This window comes from Rathayibacter sp. VKM Ac-2928, assembly GCF_022815545.1.
GTDB lineage: Bacteria > Actinomycetota > Actinomycetes > Actinomycetales > Microbacteriaceae > Rathayibacter > Rathayibacter festucae.
Window position 1 is genome coordinate 113,342 of sequence record NZ_JALGRU010000005.1, and the last position, 24,213, is coordinate 137,554.

Below are 24,213 nucleotides of genomic sequence, written 5' to 3' on the forward strand. Positions count from 1 at the left end.
TAGCGGCGGGGCGGGGATCGGCGCCCGGACTGGACAGGGGGCCGACTCGGGCGTCGGTCCGGCTCGCGGGACCGATCCGGCTCGCGGGCGGCAGGAGCTCTTAGCGCGAAGCAGTGCTCCGAGTCAACGGACTTCTCCAACGGGAGGAGCAGTGGTGGCCTGTGGCTACTGCTTCTCCCCCGGGGCCGCTCGACGACGAGCGCGCCGCATCCCGCCGCCCCGGACGCGCCAGCATGCCCGGAAAGGGGTCCCGATGAGCACGGTCGTTCTCGACACCGCCCTCTCAGCGCTCGCCCCCGCGACCGACTCGCCGAGCGAGCCCGCCTCGCCGCGCGAGGAGAAGGACGCCCGCACCCTCTCGCTCTTCCACGCGGCGGCGACCGCCGATGACGCCGAGGGCGCCCGCATCCGGGAGCGCATCGTGCTCGACCACCTCGGGCTGGCCGAGGCGATGGCGAACCGGGTGTCCCGCGCCGGCGGCGACCGCGCGGATCTCCGCCAGGTCGCCTACGTGGGGCTGGTCAAGGCCGCCCGCCGCTTCACGCCGGAGCGCGGCGACAGCTTCGCCGCCTTCGCGGTGCCCACCATCACCGGCGAGCTCAAGCGCCACCTGCGCGACCTCGGCTGGATGATCCGCCCGCCCCGCGGCGTGCAGGAGCTGCACCGCCGCTCGGCCGTCGTCGCCGACGAGCTCGCGCAGGAGCTCGGCCGCCACCCGAGCGATCGGGAGATCGCCGCGCGGCTCGGCGTCGAGCCGGCCGAGGTCGCCGACGCGCGCGCGGCCGGGCATCCGCTCTCCCTCGACGAGACCGTCGGCGAGACCGGCGTCCGGCTGGCCGAGACGATCGGCGGGGAGGACGAGGACCTCGCGGCGATCGACCGCCGGCACGGCCTGGCCCGGGCGCTCGCCGAGCTCGAGAACGGCCAGCGCGAGCTGCTCCGGATGCGCTTCGTCGAGGAGATGACGCAGCAGCAGATCGCCGACGCGCTCGGCACCACGCAGATGCAGGTCTCGCGGCTGCAGCGCCGGATCCTCGCGCAGCTCGCCGACCGCCTCGGCGCCCCGTCGCGCAGTCATCAGCCCACGAACCGCGCGCGGGTCGCGTCGGTCGCCGTGGTCACGCCCGTCCACCCTGCGGCGCGGCTGCGGACCGCCTGAGGTGCGCGTCGGCGCGCGAGGGCAGGGTGGCGAGCGCGTCGAGGACGTGCTCGGTCCGCACCGCGAGCAGCGCCGGGTCGGGCTCGGAGGAGAAGACGTCGCCGCGGCGCAGCGACGCGTCGGTCAGCACGACGTGCGGTCCGCTCACCGGCGGGCCCCACGCCTCGGGCGGCGCCGGTCCGAAGATCACGACCGACGGGATGCCGTAGGCGGACGCCAGGTGCGCGGCACCGGTGTCCACCGTGACGAGCACCTCGGCCGCGGCGACGACCGCGGCGAATCCGCTCAGGTCGATCGCACCGGCGAGCACCTCGCCCGTTCCGGCCAGCTCGGCGACGCGGCGGGCGCGGTCGGCCTCGTTCGCGCCTCCGGTGTAGACGACGCGGTGCCCCTCGGCGGCCAGCGACTGCGCGACCGCGGCGAAGCGCTCCTCCGGCCACTCGCGCGAGCCGTAGAACGCGCCGATGTGCACGATCGCCGCGCCGTCGACGGGCGCGGGCACGGCCGGGGCGGCGATGCCGACGTCCTCGGGGTCGGCGTCGAGGCCGATGGAGTTGACCAGGCGGGCCCAGCGCGCGCGCTCCAGTTCGCCGTCGAGCCAGAGCGGGCGCGGGTCGTCGTGGCTCGCGTCGGGGTCGAGAGCGGGCACGCGGAACTCGAGGCGGCGCTCGGGCTCGAGCGCGATCAGGGCGTCGCGGGACTCCGGGCCGTTGCCGTGCAGGTTGACGGCGAGCTCGATGCGCCCGGGCGCGACCGGCAGCGGATCGTCCAGCCCGCGCAGGGTCGGCACGAGGGCGTCGAGGCCGTCGATGAGGTCGACGATCGGCTCCAGCCAGGGCGTGGTCGCGAGGATCAGCCGGTGCTCGGGGAAGCCGCGGCGCAGCGCCTTCAGGGCGGGGACGGCCACGAGGATGTCGCCGAGCTTGAGGGCTCGCAGGGCGAGGATCTCCGGGGTTCCGTCCGGGTCGGTGAGAGCGCGCACGGCGCCTCCTTCCTGTCGGAGGTCCCGTACCCCGCTCCGGCGACCTCAGACGCGCGGATCTCGCCCAGGCGGTCCCGCGGCTCCGACGCGCCCGAGCGGACCACTTCTCCTCCCCCGCGTTTGGAACCCGGAGGAGGGGGGTACGAGGGAGAGGTGAACGACTCGATCCAGCCGGGCTCCGCGCACCGCACCGCGGAGGACGCCCCCGCCCCGCGCGCCGCGCGGCTGCGCGGAATCCTCTTCGACCGCGACGCGACGCTCGTGATCGACGTGCCCTACAACGGCGACCCGGCACTGGTCGAGCCGATGCCCACCGCGCTGGACGCGGTCGAGCGGGCCCGCGAGGCGGGACTGAAGCTCGGCGTCGTCACGAACCAGTCCGGCATCGCCCGCGGCATCATCGACCGCGCGCAGGCCGACGCCGTGAACCGCCGCGTCGACGAGCTGTTCGGCGGCTTCGACGCCTGGATGCTCTGCCCGCACGGCCCCGAGGACGGCTGCGCCTGCCGCAAGCCCGCGCCGGGCATGGTGCTCGACGCCGCGCAGAGCCTCGGGCTGCCCGCCGGCTCCCTCGCGGTGATCGGCGACATCGGCGCGGACGTCGGCGCGGCTGCGGCCGCGGGGGCCCGCGGCGTGCTCGTGCCCACCCCGATCACCCGGGCCGAGGAGGTGGCCGCCGCTCCGCTGCGCGCGGCGACGCTCCTCGAGGCCGTCGAGCTGCTGCTGGCGATGCAGCCGGACGAGGACGCCGAATGACCCGCCGCGTGCTGGTGGCGCGCCTCGACAGCGCCGGCGACGTGCTGCTCTGCGGACCGGCCGTCCGCGCGATCGCGGCCGACGCCGAGGTGCTGCTGCTCGCCGGACCGCAGGGCGCGCCCGCCGCGGCGCTGCTGCCGGGGCCGACGCGGGTCCGCACCTGGTCCTGCCCGTGGATCGGCGACGCCTCGCGCCCGGTCGACGCCGCCCTCGTGGCGGAGCTGCGGTCGATCGTCGAGGAGTTCGCTCCGGACGAGGCCGTGATCCTCACCTCCTTCCACCAGTCGCCGCTGCCGCTCGCGCTGCTGCTGCGCCTGTCCGGCGTCGCGCGGATCTCCGGCGCCTCCGTCGACTTCGCCGGCGCGCTGCTCGACGTGCGGCTCGTCCCGGGCGAGACGCTCGAGGAGGACCAGCCCGAGCCGGAGCGCGCCCTCGCCATCGCGGCGGCCGCGGGCTTCGCGCTGCCCGAGGGCGACGACGGGCTGCTGCGGGTGAACCGCGAAGGCGTCCTCCCGGCCGCGCTCGAGGGCGTCGGACCGTACGTGGTCGTGCATCCCGGTGCAGCGGTTCCCGCGCGGGCCTGGCCCGCCGAGAACGCGGCGCGCGCGGTCGAGCTGCTCGCCGACTCCGGAGTCGCGGTCGCCGTCACCGGCGGCCCCGGTGAGCGCGCGCTGACCGCGCAGGTCGCGGGCAGCCGCGGCATCGACCTCGGTGGCGCGACCGACTTCGCCGGCGCGGCCGAGGTGCTCGCCCGCGCCGAGGTCGTCATCAGCGGCAACACCGGGCCGGCGCACCTGGCGGCGGCTGTCGGCACCCCGGTGGTCAGCCTGTTCGCGCCCGTCGTCCCGGCGATCCGCTGGGCGCCCTACGGCGTCCCGGTCGAGCTGCTCGGTGACCAGCAGGCCGCCTGCGCCGGCTCGCGCGCCCGCGTCTGCCCCGTTCCCGGCCACCCCTGCCTGGCGGGGGTGAGCGCCGAGGAGGCGGTCGCCGCCGCCCACCGGCTCCGCGCGCTCCCGCGGCGCGACTCCACGACATCCACCACGACACCCTCGGAGGCGCTCGCATGAGGATCCTGCTCTGGCACGTGCACGGCGGCTGGGCGGACGCGTTCGTCCGCGGCGACCACGAGTACCTGCTGCCCACCACCCCCGCCCGCGACGGCTGGGGCCTCGGCACCGGCGGCCGCGACTGGCCGAACACGATCGAGATCGCACCGGAGGAGCTGCGCGACGCCGACGTCGACGTCGTCCTCCTCCAGCGCCCCGACGAGCTGGCCGAGGCGGAGCGCCTGCTCGGGCGGCGGCTCGGCCGCGAGATCCCGGCGGTCTACGTCGAGCACAACACGCCCCGCGGCGACGTGCCCGACAACCGCCACCCGCTCGCCGACCGCGACGACCTCCTCCTCGTGCACGTCACGCACTTCAACGCGCTGATGTGGGACACCGGATCGACGCGCACCACGGTGATCGAGCACGGGATCAACGACCCCGGCCCCCTCTACACCGGCGAGCTCGCGCGCTTCGGCGTCGTCATCAACGAGCCGGTGCGCCGGCAGCGGGTGACCGGCACCGACCTCCTGCCGCGCTTCGCCGCGGTCGCCCCGCTGGACGTCTTCGGGATGAAGACCGAGGGCCTCGTCGGGACGCCCGGGCTGCCCGCCGACCGCCTCGACGTGCTCGGCGACGTGAAGACCGGCGCGATGCACGCGGAGCTGGCCCGCCGCCGGGTCTACCTGCACCCGTTCCGCTGGACCTCGCTCGGCCTCGCGCTGCTCGAGGCGATGCACCTGGGGATGCCGGTCGTGGCGCTGGAGACCACGGAGGCCGGCCGCGCTGTGCCGCCCGAGGCCGGGGCGGTCTCGAACGACCTCGACGCGCTGGCGGCAGCCGCCCGTGCGCTGATGGAGGACCCGGAGCGGGCCGCCGTCGCCGGTGCGGTCGCCCGCGAGGCCGCGCTCGCGCGCTACAGCCTCGGCCGGTTCCACCGCGACTGGGACGAGCTGCTCGGCGACCTCGCTGCCGCCCCGCGCACCCTCTCCACCGCCGGAACCCGCGAAGGGAGCACCCGATGAGCACCCCCCGTCCCCTCTCGATCGCGATGGTCTCCGAGCACGCCAGCCCGCTGGCGACGCTCGGCGGCGTGGACGCCGGCGGCCAGAACGTGCACGTCGCGGCCCTCGCTGACGCGCTCGCACGCCGCGGCCACCGCGTCACCGTCTACACCCGGCGCGACGACGCGTCGCTCCCCCGCCGGGTGCCCTTCACCTCCGGCGTCGAGGTCGTGCACATCGACGCCGGCCCGGCCGCCAAGGTCTCCAAGGACGAGCTGCTGCCGTTCATGGGCGACTTCGCCGTCGACCTCGCGAACGACTGGCTCGACTCCCGCCCCGACCTGGTGCACAGCCACTTCTGGATGTCCGGGGTCGCCGCGCTCGACGCCTCCGAGCGGGTGGAGCGCGCCACCGGGCGCCGCGTGCCCGTCTTCCACACCTTCCACGCGCTCGGCGTGGTCAAGCGCCGCCAGCAGGGCGCGCTCGACACCAGCCCCGAGGAGCGCGCCTGGCTCGAGCCCGGCGTCGGCCAGCGGGCGGACGGCGTCGTCGCCACCTGCTCCGACGAGGCCTTCGAGCTCAAGGGCCTCGGCGTGCCGACCTCGAGCATCTCGGTGGTGCCCTGCGGCGTGGACCTCGAGCGCTTCACGCCCGACGGACCCGTCGCCGAGCGCACCGCGCGCGTCCGGCTGATGAGCATCGGCCGGCTCGTGCCCCGCAAGGGCATGGGCCACGCGATCGAGGCGCTCGCCCGCCTGGTGGCCGACGGCTGCGACGCCGAGCTGGTCGTCGTCGGCGGCTCCGGCTCGGGCGACGCGCTCATCGCCGACCCGGAGTACCAGCGCCTGCACGGCGTCGCCGAGGGCCTCGGAGTCGCCGACCGCGTGGTCTTCGCGGGCCAGCTCTCGCAGACCGAGATGCCGGCGATGCTCCGCTCCGCCGACATCGTGATCTGCGCGCCCTGGTACGAGCCGTTCGGCATCACCCCGCTGGAGGCGATGGCGTGCGGCGTGCCGGTGGTCGCCTCCTCCGTCGGCGGCCTGATCGACACGGTCGTCGAGGACGTCACCGGTGTGCACGTGCCGCCGCGCGACCCCGCTGCTCTCGCCGAGGCCCTCGCCGCGCTGATCGCCGACCCCGAGCGCGCCCGCGCCTACGGAGCCGCCGGCCGCGCCCGCGTCGAGTCCCGTTACTCCTGGGACCGCGTCGCCGCGGACACCGAGCGCGCCTACCTGACCACCCTCGCCGGACTCGGCGACGGCGATGCCGCCAGGAGCGGCACCGCTCGCACCTCCCTCTCCTCCACCCCCCGGAAGGCGGCCCCGCGCAGATGAGCATCGACACCGTTCTGGACACCCCGACGGACACGCCGTCCGGCTCCCCGACGGACGCCGCCCGGCGCCTCGTCGACGACCACGTCGCCCGCGCGCTCGACGTCGTCGCGCAGCTGGAGCGGCACTCCGACCGGATCGTCGCCTGGGGCGTCGAGCTGGCCGACCGCCTGCACACCGGCGCCCGGCTGCTCGCGGCCGGCAACGGCGGCTCGGCCGCGGAGGCGCAGCACCTCACCGCCGAGCTGGTCGGCCGCTTCGACGGCGACCGCATCCCCTTCTCCGCGATCTCGCTGCACTCCGAGACCTCGAGCCTCACCGCGATCGGCAACGACTACGGCTTCGACCACGTCTTCGCCCGCCAGGTCACCGCGCACGCCCGCAGCGGCGACGTCGTCGTGCTGCTCTCGACCAGCGGCCGCAGCGCCAACCTGCTGCACGCGGCCGAGGCGGCCCGCGCGGCCGGCGCCCGCACCTGGGCGCTCACCGGCGACGGACCGAACCCGCTGACCGAGGCTTGCGACGAGTCGATCGCGCTCGAGGGCCACGGCTCGAACGTGCAGGAGGCGCAGCTCGTGCTGGTGCACGCGCTCTGCCGGGCGTTCGAGCACCGGATCCGCGTGCGGACGGGGGCGGCCGCGTGAGCCGCCTGCGGATCGCCGTGGTCGGCGACGTGATGCTCGACGTCGACCTCTCCGGGCCGGCCGAGCGGCTGAGCCCCGACGCGCCGGTGCCCGTGGTCGACGTGTCGACCCGCGGGGTGCGCGCCGGCGGCGCCGGGCTGGTGGCGCGGATGCTGGTGCGCGACGGCCACGAGGTCGTGCTGGTGACGGCGCTGGCCGACGCCGCCGATGCCGATGCGGCCGAGCTGCTCGCCGCCCTCGACGGCGTGCGAGTGGTCGCCGGGCCCTCCGGCGCGCCGACGCCCGTGAAGACGCGGGTCGCCGCCTCCGGTCAGGCGGTCGTCCGCTTCGACCGCGGCTGCGAGCGCCCGCCGGTGCCGACCGTGACCGAGGAGATGCTCGCCGCGCTCGGCGAGGTCGACGCGGTCGTCGTCGCGGACTACGGCCGCCGGCTCACCGAGGACGCCTCGCTCCGCGCGGCCCTCGACGCGCTCACCGTGCCGCTGGTCTGGGATCCGCATCCGCGCGGGACCGAGCCGGTCGCCGGGACGACTCTCGCGACGCCGAACCTGGGCGAGGCGACCGGCTTCTCCGGGGCGAGTGGCCGCGGCGTCACCCTCGCCGAGACCGCCGCGACGACGCTGCTCGAGCGCTGGGGCTGCGGCGCGGTCGCGGTGACGATGGGCTCCGGCGGCGCTCTGGTCCGCTCGCGCGGCGCCGGCGTGCCGGTGGTGCACCCCGCCGCCGCCGTGCCGCCGACCGATCCCTGCGGGGCGGGCGACCGCTTCGCCGCCTCCGCCGCCGTCGCGCTGGCCGGCGGGGCCACCCCCTCCGAGGCGGTCGGCGCGGCCGTCGCCGCGGCCGGCGCCTACCTGCTCGCGGGCGGAGTCTCCTCCCTCGGCGCTCCGGCCGACACCGCCGCCCTGCACGGGGCGTCCGGAGTGGACGCGCTGCGCGTCGCCGAGGCCGTCCGCGGCGCCGGCGGCACCGTGGTCGCGACCGGCGGCTGCTTCGACCTGCTGCACGCCGGCCACGCCCGCACCCTCTCGGCCGCCCGGGCGCTCGGCGACTGCCTGATCGTCTGCCTCAACTCCGACGACTCCGTGCGCCGGCTCAAGGGACCGGCCCGGCCGATCATCCCCGAGGACGACCGGGTCGACCTGCTGCTCGCGCTCGAGTGCGTCGATGCGGTCCTCGTCTTCGGCGAGGACACCCCCGACGAGGCGCTGCGCCGCATCCGCCCGGACGTCTGGGTGAAGGGCGGCGACTACTCCGCCGAATCGCTGCCCGAGACCGCGACGGTCGCCGAGTGGGGCGGCCGCGTCCTGACGGTGCCGTACCACGCGGGCCGCTCGACCACCCATCTCGCCGCCGCGCTCGCGCGCGTCGGCTGACCGCGTCGGCTCCGGCCGACCACCGCCCCGCTGCGCCGATCCCGTCGGCGCTGACGATCCTGGAAGGGACACCCATGACCACCACCCCCACCCCCATCGGCCGCGTCCTGATCACCGGAGGCGCCTCCGGACTCGGAGCCGCCGTCGCCGCCGCCGTCACGGCCGCGGGCGGCACCCCGATCGTCCTCGACCGCGACGTCTCGAACGTGCAGGAGGGCGTCGCCGCCTACCAGGTGGACGTCGCCAAGACCCGTGAGGCCGAGAAGGCCGTCGTCGAGATCGCCCGTGAGCACGGCGGCCTCGACGCCGTCGTCACCGCGGCCGGCATCGACCGCTGCGGCCGCCTCGTCGACGTCGACCCGGAGGAGTGGGAGCGCGTGATCTCGGTCAACCTGCTCGGCACCGCCGCCGTCGTCCGCGCCGCGCTGCCCTTCCTGACCGAGACCCACGGCCGCGTCGTCACCGTCGCGTCCTCGCTCGCGATCAAGGCGGTCTCGGACGCCACCGCCTACTGCGCGTCGAAGTTCGGCGTGCTCGGCTTCACGCGGGCGCTCGCTGCCGAGACCAAGGGTGAGATCGGCGTCACCACGCTGATCCCCTCCGGCATGAAGACCCGCTTCTTCGACGACCGCGACGCCCAGTACAAGCCGGGACCCGACGCGCTCCTCAACGACCCGGAGAACGTCGCCAACGCCGTGATGTTCGTCCTCGGCCAGCCCCGCGGCTGCGAGGTCCGCGAACTCGTCATCACCCACGAGGAGGAGCCCTCCTGGCCGTGACCTGACGCCCCGGACGTCTGACGCTCCCCCGCGTCCGACCCCTCCCGCGAGATGCCACTTATGAGCGCGACACGCCGGTGTCGGCGCTCATAAGTGGCATCTCGTGGTGGGGGGGCAGGGCCCGGGCGACGTCAGCGGGTGGAGGCGAGGACGCCGCGGACGTCCTCGAGGACCCGGGCGACGGGGACGTCGTCGACGAAGGACAGCTCGTGCTCGCAGCGCGGAGCGGTCCAGCCGACCTGGGTGACGTCGATGCCGCAGATCGGGCAGCGGGTCGTCCAGCTCAGCTGCACGCGGTGGCGCTGGCGGCCGAGGGGCTGCGCGTTGATGGCGTTGCCGACCCAGAAGACGCCGACCGTGGGCGCGCCGACCGCCGCCGCGAGGTGCCGCGGTCCGCTGTCGTTGCCGAGGACGAGGTCGGCGAGCGAGAGCAGCGGACCGAGATCCGGGAGCTCGACCCGGTCCGCCCAGGACACCGCGCCCGGAGCGCCCGCGACGATCGCCTCAGCGGCGGGCGCGTCGGAGGCGTCGCCCACGACGAGCACGCGCGCGCCGTCGGCCAGCAGGGCGCGGGCCACCTCGGCGAAGTTCGCGGAGCTCCAGCGGCGCCGGACGTCGGTCGCGCCCGGGTGGATCAGCACCAGCGGCCCGCCGGCGGGCAGGGCGGCGGCGAGGCGGTCGCGGCGCTCCGGGTCGACCTGCAGCGACGCCTCGAGCCGGACGGCCGGGGCCCCCGCGAGCCCGACGATCTCGAGCGCGCGCAGCATCTCGTGCTGGTAGTAGACGTAGGGGATCGTGCGCTCCAACTCGGCCGCGTCGTCGGTGCGCGAGCCGACGGTGTGCCGTGCGCCGAGGCGCTGCAGGAACGGGTTGGAGAAGCGGCCGCCGCCGTGCAGCTGCACCGCGAGGTCGAAGCGGCGCGCGCGCATCCGCTCGGTGAAGTCCTCGACGACCCGCGGGTCCTCACCCTCGCCGTCGCGGACGCCCTGCGCCACCGGCAGGATCTCGACGTCGCTCACCGGCGACTCCACGCCCTGCAGCAGCACGCGGTGCGCCGGAGTGCCGAGCAGCACGATCTCGGCGCCCGGGTAGGCGGCGGCGAGCGCGTCCACGGCGGGCAGCGCGAACAGCAGGTCGCCGAGTCCGCCGCCGCGCAGCACGGCGATCCTCTCGACTCCGTCGAAGCGGTCTCGGAGCGGGGCGATGGCGACCACGGGCGTTCCTCTCGATGGGGCGGAGTCGCGCGCGGCGACTCCGGGGAAGGGGCACTCCTCCTCTTCCCCGTCCGAGGCGATCCGAAACCGTCGGCGACCGGTGCGGGAGCATCGCAGCGGACCGAGAATCCCTTCGAGCCGCCCTGCTGAGGCCCGCGGGTCTCGATACGCCCCTCCGGGGCTACTCGACCAGCATGGTCGGGTCATGCTGATCGAGTAGCCCGCGCAGCGGGCGTGTCGAGATCCACCAGCGTCAGAACGTGAGTCTGCAGACCCGCCCTGCTGATCACGGCGGGTCTCGAGACGCCCCTCCGGGGCTACTCGACCAGCATGGTCGGGTCATGCTGATCGAGTAGCCCGCGCAGCGGGCGTATCGAGATCCACCACCGTCAGAACGGGGGTCTGCAGACCCGCCCTGCTGGTGACGGCGGGTCTCGATACGCCCCTGCGGGGCTACTCGACCAGCATGCAGGGAGGGGCGCCGCCGCGTTGCTCTCGGCGCTCACTCCGCGGCGAGCGCCCCGCGGCGGATCTTGCCCGCGTCGTCGCGCAGCGGTGAGCGCTGGAGCCGCAGAGCCCGCGGCGCCCGCGAGCCGAGGTGCTCGCGCGCAAAGGCGAGCAGCTCCTCCTCCGTCACGTCGCTCTCCGCGATGTCGACCACCGCCTCCACCGCCTGGCCGAGCTCCGCGTCCGCGACGCCGAAGGCGACCGCTCCGCGCACCGCTGGGTGCTCCTCCAGCACCCGCTCGATCTCCGCCGGGTAGACGTTCACCCCGCCGCGCAGGATCAGGTCGTCCTCCCGGTCCAGCACCGTCAGGTAGCCGTCCGCATCGACGGAGCCGAGGTCGCCGAGGGTGTCCCAGCCGTCGTCGGTCCGCTTCGACTCCCCGCCGAGGTAGCGGTAGGTCGGCTCCCCGCGGCGCATCTGCACGAGCCCGGGCTCGCCGGACGCGCACCCCGACCCGTCCGACCGCAGCACCCGCAGCTCCGTCCCGCCGATCGGCCGGCCGACGCTCCCCGGCCGCTCCCGCCACTCGTCGCCGCGGATCATCGTCAGCCCGTTCGACTCACTGCCCGCGTAGACCTCGACGACCCGCTCGGCGCCGAGCCACTCGATCAGCGCGCGCTTGTCCGCGGGCGGGCACGGCGAGCCGAGGTGCAGCACCGTCTCGAGCGAGGAGACGTCCACGTCCCGGTGCCCGGGCGTCCGCAGCAGCCGGTGGATCATCGTCGGCACCAGCAGCGCCCAGGTCACCCGGTGCTCCGCGATCGCCGCGAGCACCCGCGCCTCGTCGAAGCGCGGCAGGACCACCAGCCGCTGCCCGGTCAGCAGCCCGCGGAAGGCGTAGGTGAAGGTCGCGGAGTGGGTGAGCGGCCCGGCCACGAGCTGCACCCCCTCCCGCGGCAGGAAGGCCGCGACCGGCTGCGAGGGATCCATCAGCGCGGGCGCCGCCGCGAGCACGATCTTCGGCCGCCCGGTGCTGCCGGAGGAGGCGGGCGCCTTCCACGACGCAGCCCAGATGTCGGGCAGCTCGTCGTCCGGCAGCGCCGGGTCGGGCTCGAAGCCGGCGGGGACGAACGGCACGCCGTCGAGCTCGACCCCGATGCTCAGCGAGGGCCGCCCGAGCGCGCCCACCTCGGCGAGCTCCCGCGCCGACAGCCCGCGCGACAGCGGCTGCGGCGTCGCGCCCGCCTTCCAGATAGCCGCGCAGGCGAGCACCAGCTCGGCGCTGTTCGGCAGCGAGACCGCGACGAGCGAGTCCGGAGTGACGCCGAGCGCCGCGTAGGCGCGCGCGAGCCGGTTGGAGGCCCGGTCCAGGGCGCCCGCGGTAAGGGTCGCGTCATCGGCGACGACCACGACGCCCTCGGGGTCCTGCTCGGCGAGCGCCGAGAAGCAGCGCGAGAACGACCGGCGCATCACAGGCCCACGGATCGGCGGCCGAGGTGAGCCCGGTACAGCGCCTCGTGACTCGCGGCGACGTCGTCCCAGGAGTGCGAGAACGCGAGGTCCCGCCCCGCCCCGGGCTCCGGCGCCTCCCCCGCGAGCGCCGCGGCGAGCGCACCCCGGATCCCCGCCACGTCGCTCCCGAACGCCACCGTCTCCCCGAACACCTCGCGCAGCACCGGCAGATCGCGCGCGACGACCGGCACCCCCGCGGCGAGCGCCTCCATCGCCGCCAGCCCGAAGCCCTCCTTGGTCGAGACGAAGCCGAGCACCGCCGCACCGGCGACGAGCGCCGCGAGCCGCTCCTCCGGCACCGTGCCGAGCACGAGCGGCGTCACGCCCAGCTCCGCCGCCCGGCGCTCGAACTCCTCGCGGTAGCCGCGGTAGTCGAACAGCGTCTCCCCGCCGCCGAAGACGAGCGCGGTCCCCGGAGCCAGCCCCGCGAACGCCTCCAGCAGCTCGATGCTGCCCTTCCGCGGCTCGATGCCGCCGAGCGCGAGCACGTAGCGGCCGAGCTCGGCCCGCCACTCCCCCGCGGCAGCACCGCCGGCCGCGGCCGCGAACCGCGCGGCGTCGACGCCGTTCGGGATCACCGCCGGCGCCCGCCCCCAGCCCGCCGCCACCTCGTCCGCGACCGCCCGCGACACCGCGAGCAGCCCGGCCGGTCCGGTGATCGCGCGCTCGTGGCAGGCGATCAGCGCCGGCGTCGTGAAGGCGTCGAGATGGTGCACCGTCCGGAGCAGCCCGCCGGCCCCCGCGAAGCCCGCGTCGAGCGCGGCGTTGGCCGAGATGCAGTCCTGCGCGTGCACGACGTCCCACTCCTCGCCGTCCTCCCCCAGCGCCACAGCCATCGCATCGAGCGAGCGGACGATCCGGTCGCCGACGTCCTCCCCGTCGCGCGCCGCGAACGGCACCACCCGGACCGCCACCGCGGGGTCGACCGCGCGGAAGAAGGCGGAGTCGCCGCCGCGGCCGAGCGTCCAGACGGTCACCTCGTGCCCGCGCCGGGCCAGCGCCTCCGACAGCGCGAGCGTGTGCACCACGCCGCCGCGGGGCTTCGTGGAGTAGGTCAGCTGCGCGATCCGCACGGGGTCTCCTTCAGGCGGGGCGGCGCCCACGGGCGGCACCGGTCGGACGGGCGGGCCGGGAGCTCAGACGGTGGGAGCCGCGCGGTGGTACGCGTGCTCGGCGCGGTCGCGCAGGTGGTCCATGCTGCGGCGGGCCCGGGCGACGGAGGCCGAGACGTCGTCGGTCGCGACCGCCAGCCCGCCCTTCGCCCAGGTCTTCGCGAGGATCTCGCCGGCCGGATCGACGACCTTCGCCTGCCCGAGGAAGCGCAGCCCGCCGAGCACCCCGGTCTGGTTCGAGGAGACCAGGTAGACCTGGTTCTCCGCGGCGCGCGCGCAGTCGTAGAGGTCGAACAGGTGCGCCTGGCGGTCGTTGCGGATCCGGTCGGAGCGGTCGGTGACGCTCGCCGGCCAGGCGCTGAGGCAGCAGAGGATCTCGGCCCCGTCGAGGGCGAGCGAGCGCGCCGACTCCGGGAAGGTCTTGTCGAAGTCGATCATCATCCCGATCCGCCCCACGGCCGAGTCGAACGAGCGGAAGGAGTCGCCCGCGGCGTACGCCTCGGACTCGCCCAGCGGCAGGTGCACCTTGCGGTGCGTCCCGATCACCTCACCGCCCTGCACGCAGACCGCCGAGTTGTAGCGCCGCACCTCACCGCCCTCGAGCGCGCGCTCCGCGATGCCGAAGCACACCGTGGTGTCCCCCGCCATCGCCGCGACGGCCGCCACCTCCGGCCCGTCCACCTCCACGGCCTGCGGCAGGTCGTCGGGGCCGGGGTGGTGCATGTCGAGGAGGTAGCCGCCGAGGGTCGCGTCGGGCAGCACCAGCAGGTCGATCCCGCGCTCCTGCGCGCTCGCGATCATGCCGGGCAGCTTGACGAGGGTGCGCTCGATGTCGCGGCCGAAGTGCGCCGCGACCGCGGCCATCGTGATCGTCGACATGGTCCTTCTCTCCCGCCCTCTGCGGGCGGCCGGTGCGCCGGGGCGGACGGAGAGCCTCCGCCCTCCTCCGCCCCGCGCGGCAGAGCGGTGCGCTCGGGCCGAGCGCGTGGCCGTCACCGTACCGCGGCGCCCTCGAGCCGGTCCATCCGCGCGCCGCCGAGCAGCTGCTCCGCCACGTGCTCCGCGTCGCGCGCGATCGCCTCGAAGCGCCCGGAGCCCCAGGTGTTCAGCCACGGCAGCCCGAGGAAGTGCAGCCCGGGCACGGCGGTCGCGCCGCGCCGGTGGGTGGGGTGCCCGGCGCCGTCGAAGACGCCGATCTGCATCCAGGAGTAGTCGGAGCGGAAGCCGACCGCCCAGACGATGCTCGTGATGCCGGCGGCCGCCAGGTCCAGCTCCTCGATCTCGCGCTCCGGCCGCCAGACCGGCGCGTACCGGGCCTCGGTCGGCGCCGAGCCCCCCGAGCGCTCGATGTAGGCGTCGATGTCGTTCTTGATCGACTCGGCGACCGAGTCCGCGTAGTCGAGCGACGCCTCCGCCGTCGGGGCGAATCGGAGCGACCCGCCGTCGACCTGCTGCAGCCGGCCGTAGAGCGTCATCCCGTCGCGCGCGAACGCCCGCAGGTCGATGTCGCGGCCGCCGCCGCGCCCGGTGACGTAGTGGTTGGTCGACTCCCGCTTGGAGAGCCCTCCGACCTGCGCGTGCACCGGCACGTCGTAGACGCCCATGTCGGCGAGCCAGGCGACGCAGTCGCGGCCGCGGTAGAACCGGGCGACCCGCGGGGCCGTTCCCAGCGCCAGGTGCACGTCGCGGCCCTCGAGGAAGAGGTCCTCCGCGATCTGCGCGCCGGACTGGCCGGAGCCGACCACGAGCACCCCGCCCTCCGGCAGCGCCGTGGCCGAGCGGTAGTCGGCCGAGTGCAGCTGCACGATCGAGTCCGGGATGCGGTGCGCGACCGCCGGGAGCACCGGCCGGTGGTAGCCGCCGGTGGCGACGACGACCTGATCGGCGGTGATCGTGCCGCGCGAGGTGACGATCTCGAACGCCCCGTCCGCGCTCTCGCGCATCCGGAGCACCTCGGTGTCCTCGGCCACCGGCGCGCCGAACGACTCGGCGTAGCGCCGCACCCAGGCGTGCACCTCGGCGCGGGTCATGAAGCCGTCCGGGTCGTCGCCGTCGTAGGGGTAGCCGGGCAGCCGGCACTGCCAGTTCGGCGTGACGAGGGTGAAGTTGTCCCAGCGGCGGTCGATCCAGTCGTGCGCGATCGTGTCGCGCTCGATCACGAGGTGCTCGACGCCCTGGTCAGTGAGCAGGCGGCTGATCGACAGCCCGGCCTGGCCGGCGCCGATCACGGCGACCGGCAGGTGCCGGCCGTTCTCGAGCGCGGTCATGCGCGCGCCCCCTGCGCGGACGCCGGGACGGAGGCCGGAGGCAGCGGCGGGTCCATCGCCAGCACCCGCACCCGCCCGCCGTCGAAGCGCGCGGCGGCCGCGAGGATCTCCGACTCCTGCTGCAGCGCGGAGGTGCAGGCGAAGCCGAACTTCGCGCGCACCCGCTCGCTCGCCAGCCGCAGAGCCTCGGTCGAGCGCCCGACGAAGTCCTCGATCGGGTAGCTCTCGCCCTCGGCGAGGTAGTCGTGCATCACCAGGCTCGGCGAGTAGCAGCGCTCCTCGACGCCGTCCGGCCAGCGGACGTGGAAGGTCATCTCAGGCATGGACCAGCCCTCCGCTCCAGACGCGGTCGATGTCGTAGGCGTCCGGCCGGCGGTCGCGGAGGTGGAACATCCCGCCGCGCATCGCCTCGAAGGTGCCGCGCACGTCGATGTCGGCGACCGCCATGCCCGAGCCGAGCAGCGTCGTCGCCAGGACGTTGCCGCCCGGATCGACGACCTTCGCGTTGCCCACGTAGCGGAGCGACCCGAAGGTGCCCGACTGGTTCGACGCCAGCCAGAACACCTGGTTGTCCAGGGCCCGCGCGATGTCGAACTGGTTGAAGCGGTAGGTCCAGCGGTCCTCCTGGAGGTTCTCCGCCGTCGCCGTCCGCGCGGCCGGCCAGGCCGAGAGCGAGGCGATGATCTCCGCTCCGTCCAGCGCCATCGAGCGGGCCGCCTCCGGGAAGGCCTTGTCGTAGCAGATCTGCAGCCCGACCCGGCCGACCGGGGTCTCGAAGACCGAGTAGCCGGGCCCGGGCGAGTACGACATGTGCTCGCCGAGCGGCTGGTGCACCTTGCGGTAGCTGCCGTAGATCTGCCCGCCGTCGAGCAGGGCGGCCGCGTTGTAGCGGGTCTCCCCGTCCGCGTCGAGCTCGCAGAAGCCGATCGCGACCAGCAGGTCGCCGGCGATCTCCTGCACCCGGCGCAGCTCCGGCCCGTCCAGCGCGATCGCCGGGGGCATCGAGCGGGTGGTCGTCTTGACCGTGTCGCCGTGGTTGCCGAGGGAGGAGAGGTAGCCGCCGATCGCGGCCTCGGGCAGGACGAGGAACTCGACCCGCTTCTCGCGGGCCTCCTCGGCCAGCGCGGCGATGAGCGCGTAGTTCTGATCGAGGTCGCGGGTGAAGTTCGCCGCGACCGATCCGACGACGGTCATGGCGGGCGCCTAGAGGTTGTAGGTCGAGTTGATGATGGCGCCCTTGCGGGCGTAGTGGATGACGGCGTCCTGGACGTCGAGCGGGTGGCAGGGGATGGTGCCCTCGATCAGGTCCTCCTCGCGCAGGCCGTGCAGCGCCATGCCGAAGCGGCAGACGAAGACGCGGTTGCCCTCGTCGATGAAGGTCTTCAGGGCGTCGTTGATGTTCTGCTCGCCCGGGAAGCCGGAGTCGCCGACCGTCGGGAAGCCGCGGGTGGCCATCGCGTTGATCGTGCCGGGGCCGTAGAAGTAGACGGCCGACTCGAAGCCCTTGCGAGCCGCGCGGGTCGCCTGCAGGATCGCGACGAAGCTGACCGAGGACTCGTGCGCGATGCCGTGCACGAGGGTGAAGTAGGACTGGCCGGGCTCGGCCTGGTAGTCGGGGAAGACCTTGGTGGAGCCGTAGAGGTTGCTGCCCTTGGGCAGCGAGGGGTGCGCGATCTCGGAGCGCGACTTCTCGATGTTGGCGCTGATCTGCTCTTCGATCGAGGCCTGGTCGTCGGTGCTGTGGTCGGCGGGGGTGGTCTGGTCGTCGGTCATGAGAACCTCCGGGGTTCGGTGAGGAGCGCGCCGGACGGGGCGCGAGCGAGTGGTGCAGGGACAGGAGTGCCGGGTGGAACGGGCGGTGCTGTGATGCAGAGGCCGGTGTCGCTCGGGCGGGACAGAGGACGAGCGGAGCGACGGGGCCGGGTCGGGAGCGTTCGTCCCGACTGCGTCCAGTCAAGGCCGCTCGTGTTTCGGAGTGGTTTCGGCCAGAAGAAGCCTGCGTGACGCCGGGCACGCATCGGGTGGGCGCCGGGGCCGCCGCCGGATGTAACACGATCGCGTTCCCGATGTCATCGCTCCGAAACACCGCGTTGACCTAATGGAGGCTCACGACGTCGGACTCCGCCGTCGCGCACCGCTCGACTCGAGACTCCGAGGAGCACCATGACCGATCTGCAGACGCCCCGCCTCCGCACCGCCGATCCCGCACCCTCCGACTCCGCCGACTCCTCCTGCGCCGCCGACGCCTGCGGTTCCGCCCCCGTCCGCCGCACCGGCTCCTCAGCCCTGCGCACCCGCGTCGACATCGCCCTCCAGGGCATCCGCGTCGACGCCCCCGTGCACCGCGAGGCCGGCGCCGGCCCGAGCGACGACGGGCACGTGATGCTCGGCGGGCTCGGCGCCGCCATCCCGGTGAACCCGAAGAGCCCCTACGCCGTCACCAACGGCCGCCTCCTCCTCGACGGCGCCGACATCGGCCTCGACGTCGAGCCGGTGAAGCGCCCGCGCTTCTACGACCTGAGCACCGCCGACGGCGTCTCCTACGAGAAGATCGCCCGCCTGCACGGCCGGAACATCCTGGCCACCACCGTCGTGCAGACCTGCATGCGCTACGACGAGGCCGAGCGCTGCCGCTTCTGCGCGATCGAGGCCTCGCTCGCCAACGACTCGACCATCGCGGTGAAGACCCCGGCGCAGCTCGCCGAGGTCGCCGAGGCGGCCGCCCGGCTCGACGGCATCCGCCAGATGGTGATGACCACCGGCACCTCCAAGGGCCGCGACCGCGGCGCCCGGCACCTCGCCCGCTGCGTCCGCGCGGTGCTCCAGGCGGTGCCCGGGCTGCCGATCCAGGTGCAGTGCGAGCCGCCGGAGGACCTCGCCGCCCTGCAGGAGCTCAAGGACGCCGGCGCCCTCTCGATCGGCATCCACATCGAGTCGATGGACGACGACATCCGCCGCCGCTGGACCCCCGGCAAGGCGCGCGTCTCGACCGCGAAGTACTGGGAGGCCTGGGACGAGGCGGTGCGGATCTTCGGCCGCAACCAGGTCTCGACCTACCTGCTCGTCGGCCTCGGCGAGGACCCGGACGAGCTGGTCGCCAGCGCCGGCGAGCTGATCGAGCGCGGGATCTACCCGTTCGTGGTGCCGTTCCGGCCGCTCAAGGGGACGCTGGCGACGGAGGTGGACCACATCCTCCCGCCGGCCGGCTCGCTGCTGGAGAAGGTCAGCGAGCAGGTCGCCGCGCTGCTGATCGCCGCGGGGATGCTCTCCTCCGGGCAGAAGGCGGGCTGCGCGGCCTGCGGCGCCTGCGGCGTGCTGAAGACCGCCGGCGCCTGATGGAGCTCTCGATCCTCGAGGGGGTCCGCGCGGTCGCGCCGGCCGCCCGCGAGGCCTTCGTGGTCGTGGTCGCCGATGCGGCCGAGGTGGCCGCCTACCGGGCGCTGCGCCGCGAGGTGTTCGTCGGCGAGCAGGGCCTCTTCGACGCCGACGACCGCGACGCGCTCGACGAGGATCCGCGCACCGTCGTGCTGGTGGCCCGCTCGGCCGACGGCGTGCTCGGCGGGGTGCGGATCGCGCCCGCGCTCGAGCAGGATCTGGGCTGGTGGACCGGCAGCCGATTGGTGGTCCGCCGCAGCGCCCGAGGCGGGGCCGGAATCGGCGCCGCGCTGGTGCGCGCGGCCTGCGCCGAGGCCGAGGCGCGCGGCGTGATCCGCTTCGAGGCGACGGTGCAGACGCAGAACGAGGTGCTCTTCCGCCGGCTCGGCTGGGACCGGCTCGGCGCCGTCGAGGTCGCGGGGACTCCCCACGTGCGGATGCGCTGGCCGATCGACCGCTTCGACCGTCTCGCGCGCGGCGCCAAGGCCGCGCTCGGTCCACTGCTCGACGCCTTCGCCGGCCAGCTCGGCGGCCCGGGCTTCCGCGGCGACGACGGCGCCCCCGTCCCCGGCTCCGACCTCGTCGCCGTCTGCGACGCGATCGTCCCCTCGATGGTCGAGCGCGATCCGGAGTGGGCGGGCTGGTGCTCGGTGCTCGTCAACGTCAACGACCTCACGGCGATGGGCGCGGATCCGGTCGGCCTGCTCGACGCGGTCGCCGCGCGCGACGCCTCCTTCGCCGCCCGCGTCCTCCGCGGACTGCGCGCCGGCGCCGAGGCCTGGGGCGTGCCGCTGCTCGGCGGGCACACCCAGCTCGGCGTCCCGGCCGCACTCTCGGTCACCGGCCTCGGCCGTACCGCGCGCCCGGTCCCCGGCAGCGCCCCGGTCGGCCACGAGCTGAGCCTCACCGCGGACCTCGCGGGCGGCTGGCGCCCGGGCCACGCCGGGCTGCAGTGGGACTCGACCTCGGGCCGCTCACCGGAGGTGCTGCGGGCGCTCGCGGCGAGCGTCGGCGCCGCCGCCCCCGACGGCGCGAAGGACGTCAGCATGGCCGGCCTCGTCGGCACCGTCGGCATGCTCGCCGAGGCGTCCGGCGCGGGCGCCGAGCTCGACGTCGCCGTGATCCCCCGCCCCGCCGCCGCGGGACTCGCCGACTGGCTCTCCTGCTTCCCCGGCTTCGCGATGCTCACCGCCGACCGGCCCGGCGCCTCCCGCATGGGCACGCCGCACACGACGACCGCCGCCCTCGGCCGCGTCGTCCCCGGCGAGGGCGTCACCCTCCGCTGGCCCGACGGCGAGACCACCCCCGCCATCACCTCCGCCGTCACCCGCCTCGGCCCCGCCTGACCCCCGCGGTCCGCGCACAACATCAGCTGAGAGTGGTCGGCCTCGGCTGACAGAGGAGGCCCACCCTTCTCAGCTGATGTTCTGCGGCGGTATCCGTTTGAGCCGCCACAGCGCGGGTATCGGAGGAGGGCATCAGCGTCCGCGACCCCTGCGGACGCCTCCGACCGAGAGGTGACCGTGACCATCGACACCGCGACCCCCGCCGCCGGCACGACCGGCGCCACCGCCGACCTCGCCGCCGACGCCGTCTCCCGCGCCCGCGCCGCCTTCCGCGCCTGGGCCGCCACCGCGCCCGCCGAGCGCGGCGCCCTGCTGCGCGCCGCCGCCCTCCGCGTGGCCGCCCGCGAGCAGGAGCTCGCCGACCTCAACACCGAGGAGACCGGCAAGCCCGCCGGCGACGCCCTCGGCGGCGTCCGCGCCGGCGTCGACACCCTGCTGCAGTACGCCGAGCTCGGCCCCCTGCACCGCGGCAAGAGCCTGCGCGGCGGCGCCCTGAACGTCGACCTCGCCCTGCCGCACCCGCGCGGCGTGGTCCTCGCGCTCACCCCCTGGAACGACCCGGTCGCCGTCGCCGCCGGCATGCTCGGCGCCGCGATCGTCTCCGGCGACGTCGTCGTGCACAAGCCCAGCGAGCGCAGCCCCGGCACCGGCGCCCTCTTCACCCGCCTGCTCGCCGAGGCCCTGCCCGAGGGCGTCCTGACCCTCGTCGAGGGCGACGGCGCCGTGGGCGACGCCCTGGCCCGCACCGACGGCGTCGACGTCCTCGCGCACGTCGGCTCGACCGCCACCGGCCGTGCCCTCGCCCGGATCGCCGCCGTCACCGGCACGCACACCATCCTCGAGAACGGCGGCAACGACGCGCTCGTCGTCGACCGCGACGTCGACCCTGTCTGGGCCGCCGAGCAGGCCGCCCTCGGCGCCTTCGCCAACGCGGGCCAGATCTGCACCTCCGTCGAGCGCATCTACGTGCACCGCGACGTCGCCGAAGCCTTCACGGCCGCGCTGGTCGTCGAGGCCGAGCGCTGGCGCGACGGCCCGCTCCCCCGCCTGGTCGACGCCCGGATGCGCGACGCCGTGCACGAGCACGTCACCTCCGCCGTCCGCGACGGCGCCCGCGTCCTCACCGGCGGCGAGCCCGGCGACGGCACCTTCTACCCCGCCACCGTCCTCGCCGACTGCACCGACGAGATGCTGGTGATGACCGAGGAGACCTTCGGCCCCGTCGCCCCCGTCCTCGTCGTCGACGACTTCGACGAGGCGCTCACCCGCGCCGCCGCCGGTCCCTATGGACTCGCGGCCACCGTCCTCACCGCCGACATGGAGCACGCGCACCGCGCCGCGGCGACCCTCCCGGTCGGCACCGTCAAGATCAACGGCGTCTTCGGCGGCGCCCCCGGCGGCAGCGCGCAGCCCCGCGGCACCAGCGGCTCGGGCTTCGGCTACGGCCCGGAGCTGCTCGACGAGATGACCACCACCACCGTCGTGCACTTCGGCCTCCCCGTCCTCCCCGGCGCCGGGCGATGAGCCTCGAGGGCTCCGCACTCCAGCGGGCGAGCGCGCTGGTCGCGCACGTGCGCGAGCGGCCGCCGGTCGTCGCCGTCGTCGGCGACCTCATCCTCGACTCCTGGTGGCTCGGCGAGGCGGAGCGGGTCACCCGCGAGGCCCCCGCCCCGGTGCTGCGCCTCGAGGACGTCGTCGACGTCGCCGGCGGCGCGGCCAACACCGCGGCGAACCTCTGCGCGCTCGGCGCCGTCGTCCGCACGGTCGGAGTCGCGGGACGCGACCCCGAGGGCGACCGCCTCCTCGCCGCGCTCGAGCGCGCGGGCCTGGACACCGGTGCGATCGTCCGGACCGACGCCGCGACCACGATCAAGACCCGCGTCGTCGGCGGCGACAGCGTCATGCTGCGCGTCGACTCCGGCCCGCACCGCCCGTCCGACCCCGAGCTGGCCGAGCTCGCGGAGGCCGCCGTCCGCGCGGCCGACGGCGCCGACGCCGTGCTCGTCTGCGACTACGGCTCCGGGATCCTCCGCGAGGCCGTCGAGCGCGTGCTCGCCGCTCAGCGCCCCGGCCTCCTCGTGATCGACGCTCACGAGCTCGCCGACTGGGCCTTCGCGGCCCCCGACCTGGTCACCCCGAACGCCAAGGAGGCGGAGCGACTCCTCGGCACCCCGCTCGGCCGCGGCACCGAGCGCGCCGCCGCCGTCCGCGCCGCCGCCGAGAGGCTCCGCGAGCGCTCCGGCGCCCGGCACGTCGTGGTCACCCTCGACCGCGACGGCTCGACCGCCCTCGACGCCGACGGCACCGTCTCCCGCACCTTCGCGCAGCCGGCAGAGGAGAAGCAGGCCTCGGGCGCCGGCGACACCTTCGCCGCCACCGCGACCCTCGCCCTCGCCGCCGGCCGCTCGCTGGCGACCGCCGTCGACCTGGCGCAGGCCGCGGCCGACGTGGTCGTGCAGCGCCCCGGCACCTCCGTCTGCACCGCGGACGACCTGCTCGCCTCGCTCGCCGCGCCCGGCGCCGTCGTGCTCGGCGAGGACGGCCTGGTCGAGGTGCTCGCCGAGGAGGCCCGCCGCGGCCGCCGCATCGTCTTCACCAACGGCTGCTTCGACGTCCTGCACCGCGGCCACACCGCCTACCTCCGTCAGGCGCGCGAGCTCGGCGACGTGCTGGTCGTCGCCGTGAACGACGACGACTCCGTCCGCCGGCTGAAGGGCGAGGGCCGCCCGATCAACCCCGAGGGCGACCGCGCGGGCGTCATCGCCGAGCTGGGCTGCGTCGACTACGTCACGCTCTTCAGCGGCGACACCCCGATCCCGCTGCTCGAGCGCGTGCAGCCCGACGTCTACGTGAAGGGCGGCGACTACGCCCCCGACATGCTCGCGGAGGCGGTGGTCGTCCGCTCCTACGGCGGCACCGTCACCACCGTGGGCTACGTCTCCGAGCACTCGACGACCGAGATGGTCCAGCGCATCCGCTCGTCGTCGGCGCCGTGAGCAGCCGGCGCTGGTCGGGGCTCTGGGGGCGCGACCTGCCCCCGGAGACCCCGGCCGTCGACGTCCTGATCCCGACGGCCGGCCGCTCGGCCGAGCTTGCGGCGACCCTCGCGGGCCTCGCGGCGCAGGACGACCCGCCGTTCCGCGTCGTCGTCAGCGACCAGTCGGACACCGCGGTGACGGAGACGGACCCGACCGTCGTCTCGATGCTGCGGATCCTCGCCGCGCAGGGCCGCGCTCCGCTCGTGCGCCGGCACCTCCCCCGGCGCGGCCTCGCGGAGCAGCGGCACTATCTCCTCTCGCTCGCGACCGCCCCCGCGGTCCTCTACCTCGACGACGACGTCTGGCTCGAGCCGGGCACGCTGGCGCGGCTGCACGACGCACTCGAGCGCCTCGGCTGCGGCTTCGTCGGGTCGGCCGTGCAGGGGCTGTCCTACCTCGGCGACGAACGGCCGCACGAGCAGACCGCCTTCGCGCCCTGGGACGACGGCGTCCAGCCCGAGCGGATCCGACGCGGGACGCCGGAGTTCGAGCGCTGGCCGCTGCACAACGCGGCGAACCTCACCCACGTCGCCGCGCGCCTCGACGTGCCGGAGGGCGCCTGGCGCGCCTACCGCGTCGCCTGGCTCGGCGCGTGCGTGCTCTACCGTCGCGAGGCGCTCGTCGCCTGCGGCGGCTTCGACTTCTGGGAGCAGCTGCCCCCGGAGCACAGCGGCGAGGACGTCGCCGCGCAGTGGCGCGTCATGGAGCGCTTCGGCGGCGCGGGGCTCGTCCCCAGCGGCGCCGTGCACCTCGAGACGCCCACGACGGTCACCGACCGGCGCGTGGACGCCTTCGACCGGCTCTTCACCGAAGAGCACCAGCACTGA

At 75.3% G+C, this 24,213-nt stretch carries 22 protein-coding genes; 13 read left to right on the forward strand and 9 right to left on the reverse strand.

What is annotated here, in order from left to right; genetic code table 11:
- Positions 1–253 precede the first annotated feature (253 nt).
- A complete protein-coding gene (locus MT350_RS17770) occupies positions 254–1,159 on the forward strand; it encodes a sigma-70 family RNA polymerase sigma factor (protein WP_243616339.1) in 906 nt (301 codons plus the stop codon).
- On the opposite strand, the gene MT350_RS17775 is transcribed toward MT350_RS17770, so the two are convergent.
- The gene (locus MT350_RS17775; protein WP_243616340.1) at positions 1,119–2,141 is read right to left on the reverse strand and encodes a glycosyltransferase family 9 protein; all 1,023 of its coding nucleotides are present in this window, start codon (positions 2,139–2,141) and stop codon (positions 1,119–1,121) included. The genes MT350_RS17770 and MT350_RS17775 overlap by 41 nt on opposite strands.
- A 153-nt stretch (positions 2,142–2,294) precedes the next feature.
- Here MT350_RS17775 and MT350_RS17780 point away from each other — a divergent pair, with 153 nt between their 5' ends.
- From MT350_RS17780 to MT350_RS17810, 7 genes are all read left to right on the forward strand, one after another.
- Entirely contained in the window at positions 2,295–2,897 is a 603-nt protein-coding gene (locus tag MT350_RS17780; RefSeq protein ID WP_308197296.1) for an HAD family hydrolase, read from the forward strand.
- Positions 2,894–3,964, forward strand: coding sequence for a glycosyltransferase family 9 protein (locus MT350_RS17785; RefSeq protein ID WP_243616341.1), 1,071 nt, complete (start codon positions 2,894–2,896; stop codon positions 3,962–3,964). Before MT350_RS17780 ends, MT350_RS17785 begins: the two co-directional genes overlap by 4 nt.
- On the forward strand, positions 3,961–4,968 hold the full coding sequence (locus tag MT350_RS17790; RefSeq protein ID WP_243616342.1) for a glycosyltransferase: 1,008 nt from the start codon (positions 3,961–3,963) through the stop codon (positions 4,966–4,968). The genes MT350_RS17785 and MT350_RS17790 overlap by 4 nt, the downstream gene beginning before the upstream one ends.
- Positions 4,965–6,281, forward strand: coding sequence for a glycosyltransferase (locus MT350_RS17795; protein WP_243616343.1), 1,317 nt, complete (start codon positions 4,965–4,967; stop codon positions 6,279–6,281). The genes MT350_RS17790 and MT350_RS17795 overlap by 4 nt, the downstream gene beginning before the upstream one ends.
- Positions 6,278–6,922 (forward strand): SIS domain-containing protein, encoded by a 645-nt coding sequence (locus MT350_RS17800; protein WP_243616344.1) that lies wholly within the window; start codon positions 6,278–6,280, stop codon positions 6,920–6,922. The genes MT350_RS17795 and MT350_RS17800 overlap by 4 nt, the downstream gene beginning before the upstream one ends.
- A gap of 5 nt (positions 6,923–6,927) precedes the next feature.
- Complete coding sequence (locus tag MT350_RS17805; protein ID WP_243616402.1) at positions 6,928–8,295, forward strand: PfkB family carbohydrate kinase; 1,368 nt, start codon at positions 6,928–6,930, stop codon at positions 8,293–8,295.
- A gap of 74 nt (positions 8,296–8,369) precedes the next feature.
- On the forward strand, positions 8,370–9,074 hold the full coding sequence (locus MT350_RS17810) for an SDR family oxidoreductase (RefSeq protein ID WP_127887118.1): 705 nt from the start codon (positions 8,370–8,372) through the stop codon (positions 9,072–9,074).
- 131 nt (positions 9,075–9,205) lie between these two features.
- On the opposite strand, the gene MT350_RS17815 is transcribed toward MT350_RS17810, so the two are convergent.
- From MT350_RS17815 to MT350_RS17850, 8 genes are all read right to left on the reverse strand, one after another.
- A complete protein-coding gene (locus tag MT350_RS17815; RefSeq protein WP_243616345.1) occupies positions 9,206–10,288 on the reverse strand; it encodes a glycosyltransferase family 9 protein in 1,083 nt (360 codons plus the stop codon).
- A 502-nt stretch (positions 10,289–10,790) separates the two neighbouring features.
- On the reverse strand, positions 10,791–12,206 hold the full coding sequence (locus tag MT350_RS17820; protein WP_243616403.1) for an AMP-binding protein: 1,416 nt from the start codon (positions 12,204–12,206) through the stop codon (positions 10,791–10,793).
- Positions 12,206–13,321 carry an MSMEG_0565 family glycosyltransferase gene (locus MT350_RS17825; protein ID WP_243616346.1) on the reverse strand — a complete coding sequence of 372 codons (1,116 nt, stop codon included), beginning with the start codon at positions 13,319–13,321 and terminating at the stop codon, positions 12,206–12,208. The genes MT350_RS17820 and MT350_RS17825 overlap by 1 nt, the downstream gene beginning before the upstream one ends.
- A gap of 63 nt (positions 13,322–13,384) precedes the next feature.
- Entirely contained in the window at positions 13,385–14,239 is an 855-nt protein-coding gene (locus MT350_RS17830; protein ID WP_123734002.1) for a carbon-nitrogen hydrolase family protein, read from the reverse strand.
- Between the two features lie 113 nt (positions 14,240–14,352).
- Positions 14,353–15,627 carry an MSMEG_0569 family flavin-dependent oxidoreductase gene (locus MT350_RS17835; protein WP_243616347.1) on the reverse strand — a complete coding sequence of 425 codons (1,275 nt, stop codon included), beginning with the start codon at positions 15,625–15,627 and terminating at the stop codon, positions 14,353–14,355.
- The gene (locus tag MT350_RS17840; RefSeq protein ID WP_127887124.1) at positions 15,624–15,950 is read right to left on the reverse strand and encodes an MSMEG_0570 family nitrogen starvation response protein; all 327 of its coding nucleotides are present in this window, start codon (positions 15,948–15,950) and stop codon (positions 15,624–15,626) included. The genes MT350_RS17835 and MT350_RS17840 overlap by 4 nt, the downstream gene beginning before the upstream one ends.
- On the reverse strand, positions 15,943–16,821 hold the full coding sequence (locus MT350_RS17845) for a carbon-nitrogen hydrolase family protein (RefSeq protein WP_243616348.1): 879 nt from the start codon (positions 16,819–16,821) through the stop codon (positions 15,943–15,945). The genes MT350_RS17840 and MT350_RS17845 overlap by 8 nt, the downstream gene beginning before the upstream one ends.
- Before the next feature lie 9 nt (positions 16,822–16,830).
- Complete coding sequence (locus MT350_RS17850; RefSeq protein ID WP_123447959.1) at positions 16,831–17,400, reverse strand: MSMEG_0572/Sll0783 family nitrogen starvation response protein; 570 nt, start codon at positions 17,398–17,400, stop codon at positions 16,831–16,833.
- A 390-nt stretch (positions 17,401–17,790) separates the two neighbouring features.
- On the opposite strand from MT350_RS17850, the gene MT350_RS17855 reads away from it, so the two are divergent.
- The 5 genes from MT350_RS17855 (at position 17,791) to MT350_RS17875 (ending at position 24,213) form a co-directional block, all read left to right on the forward strand.
- On the forward strand, positions 17,791–18,963 hold the full coding sequence (locus MT350_RS17855) for an MSMEG_0568 family radical SAM protein (protein ID WP_243616349.1): 1,173 nt from the start codon (positions 17,791–17,793) through the stop codon (positions 18,961–18,963).
- On the forward strand, positions 18,963–20,348 hold the full coding sequence (locus MT350_RS17860) for an MSMEG_0567/sll0787 family protein (protein WP_243616350.1): 1,386 nt from the start codon (positions 18,963–18,965) through the stop codon (positions 20,346–20,348). Before MT350_RS17855 ends, MT350_RS17860 begins: the two co-directional genes overlap by 1 nt.
- Before the next feature lie 177 nt (positions 20,349–20,525).
- Positions 20,526–21,872 carry an aldehyde dehydrogenase gene (locus MT350_RS17865; RefSeq protein WP_374206654.1) on the forward strand — a complete coding sequence of 449 codons (1,347 nt, stop codon included), beginning with the start codon at positions 20,526–20,528 and terminating at the stop codon, positions 21,870–21,872.
- Positions 21,869–23,344, forward strand: coding sequence for a D-glycero-beta-D-manno-heptose 1-phosphate adenylyltransferase (gene rfaE2 / locus MT350_RS17870; RefSeq protein ID WP_243616351.1), 1,476 nt, complete (start codon positions 21,869–21,871; stop codon positions 23,342–23,344). Before MT350_RS17865 ends, rfaE2 begins: the two co-directional genes overlap by 4 nt.
- Complete coding sequence (locus MT350_RS17875; RefSeq protein ID WP_243616352.1) at positions 23,341–24,213, forward strand: glycosyltransferase family 2 protein; 873 nt, start codon at positions 23,341–23,343, stop codon at positions 24,211–24,213. Before rfaE2 ends, MT350_RS17875 begins: the two co-directional genes overlap by 4 nt.

What these genes read in the sequence shown, in the direction of transcription:
- MT350_RS17770 (WP_243616339.1), top strand. Translation starts at nt 254, where the DNA reads ATGAGCACGGTCGTTCTCGACACCGCCCTCTCAGCGCTCGCCCCCGCG.
- MT350_RS17785 (WP_243616341.1), top strand. Translation starts at nt 2,894, where the DNA reads ATGACCCGCCGCGTGCTGGTGGCGCGCCTCGACAGCGCCGGCGACGTG.
- MT350_RS17790 (WP_243616342.1), top strand. Translation starts at nt 3,961, where the DNA reads ATGAGGATCCTGCTCTGGCACGTGCACGGCGGCTGGGCGGACGCGTTC.
- MT350_RS17795 (WP_243616343.1), top strand. Translation starts at nt 4,965, where the DNA reads ATGAGCACCCCCCGTCCCCTCTCGATCGCGATGGTCTCCGAGCACGCC.
- MT350_RS17800 (WP_243616344.1), top strand. Translation starts at nt 6,278, where the DNA reads ATGAGCATCGACACCGTTCTGGACACCCCGACGGACACGCCGTCCGGC.
- MT350_RS17810 (WP_127887118.1), top strand. Translation starts at nt 8,370, where the DNA reads ATGACCACCACCCCCACCCCCATCGGCCGCGTCCTGATCACCGGAGGC.
- MT350_RS17820 (WP_243616403.1), bottom strand. Translation starts at nt 12,206, where the DNA reads ATGCGCCGGTCGTTCTCGCGCTGCTTCTCGGCGCTCGCCGAGCAGGAC.
- MT350_RS17830 (WP_123734002.1), bottom strand. Translation starts at nt 14,239, where the DNA reads ATGTCGACGATCACGATGGCCGCGGTCGCGGCGCACTTCGGCCGCGAC.
- MT350_RS17835 (WP_243616347.1), bottom strand. Translation starts at nt 15,627, where the DNA reads ATGACCGCGCTCGAGAACGGCCGGCACCTGCCGGTCGCCGTGATCGGC.
- MT350_RS17840 (WP_127887124.1), bottom strand. Translation starts at nt 15,950, where the DNA reads ATGCCTGAGATGACCTTCCACGTCCGCTGGCCGGACGGCGTCGAGGAG.
- MT350_RS17845 (WP_243616348.1), bottom strand. Translation starts at nt 16,821, where the DNA reads ATGACCGTCGTCGGATCGGTCGCGGCGAACTTCACCCGCGACCTCGAT.
- MT350_RS17850 (WP_123447959.1), bottom strand. Translation starts at nt 17,400, where the DNA reads ATGACCGACGACCAGACCACCCCCGCCGACCACAGCACCGACGACCAG.
- MT350_RS17855 (WP_243616349.1), top strand. Translation starts at nt 17,791, where the DNA reads ATGACCGATCTGCAGACGCCCCGCCTCCGCACCGCCGATCCCGCACCC.
- MT350_RS17860 (WP_243616350.1), top strand. Translation starts at nt 18,963, where the DNA reads ATGGAGCTCTCGATCCTCGAGGGGGTCCGCGCGGTCGCGCCGGCCGCC.
- rfaE2 (WP_243616351.1), top strand. Translation starts at nt 21,869, where the DNA reads ATGAGCCTCGAGGGCTCCGCACTCCAGCGGGCGAGCGCGCTGGTCGCG.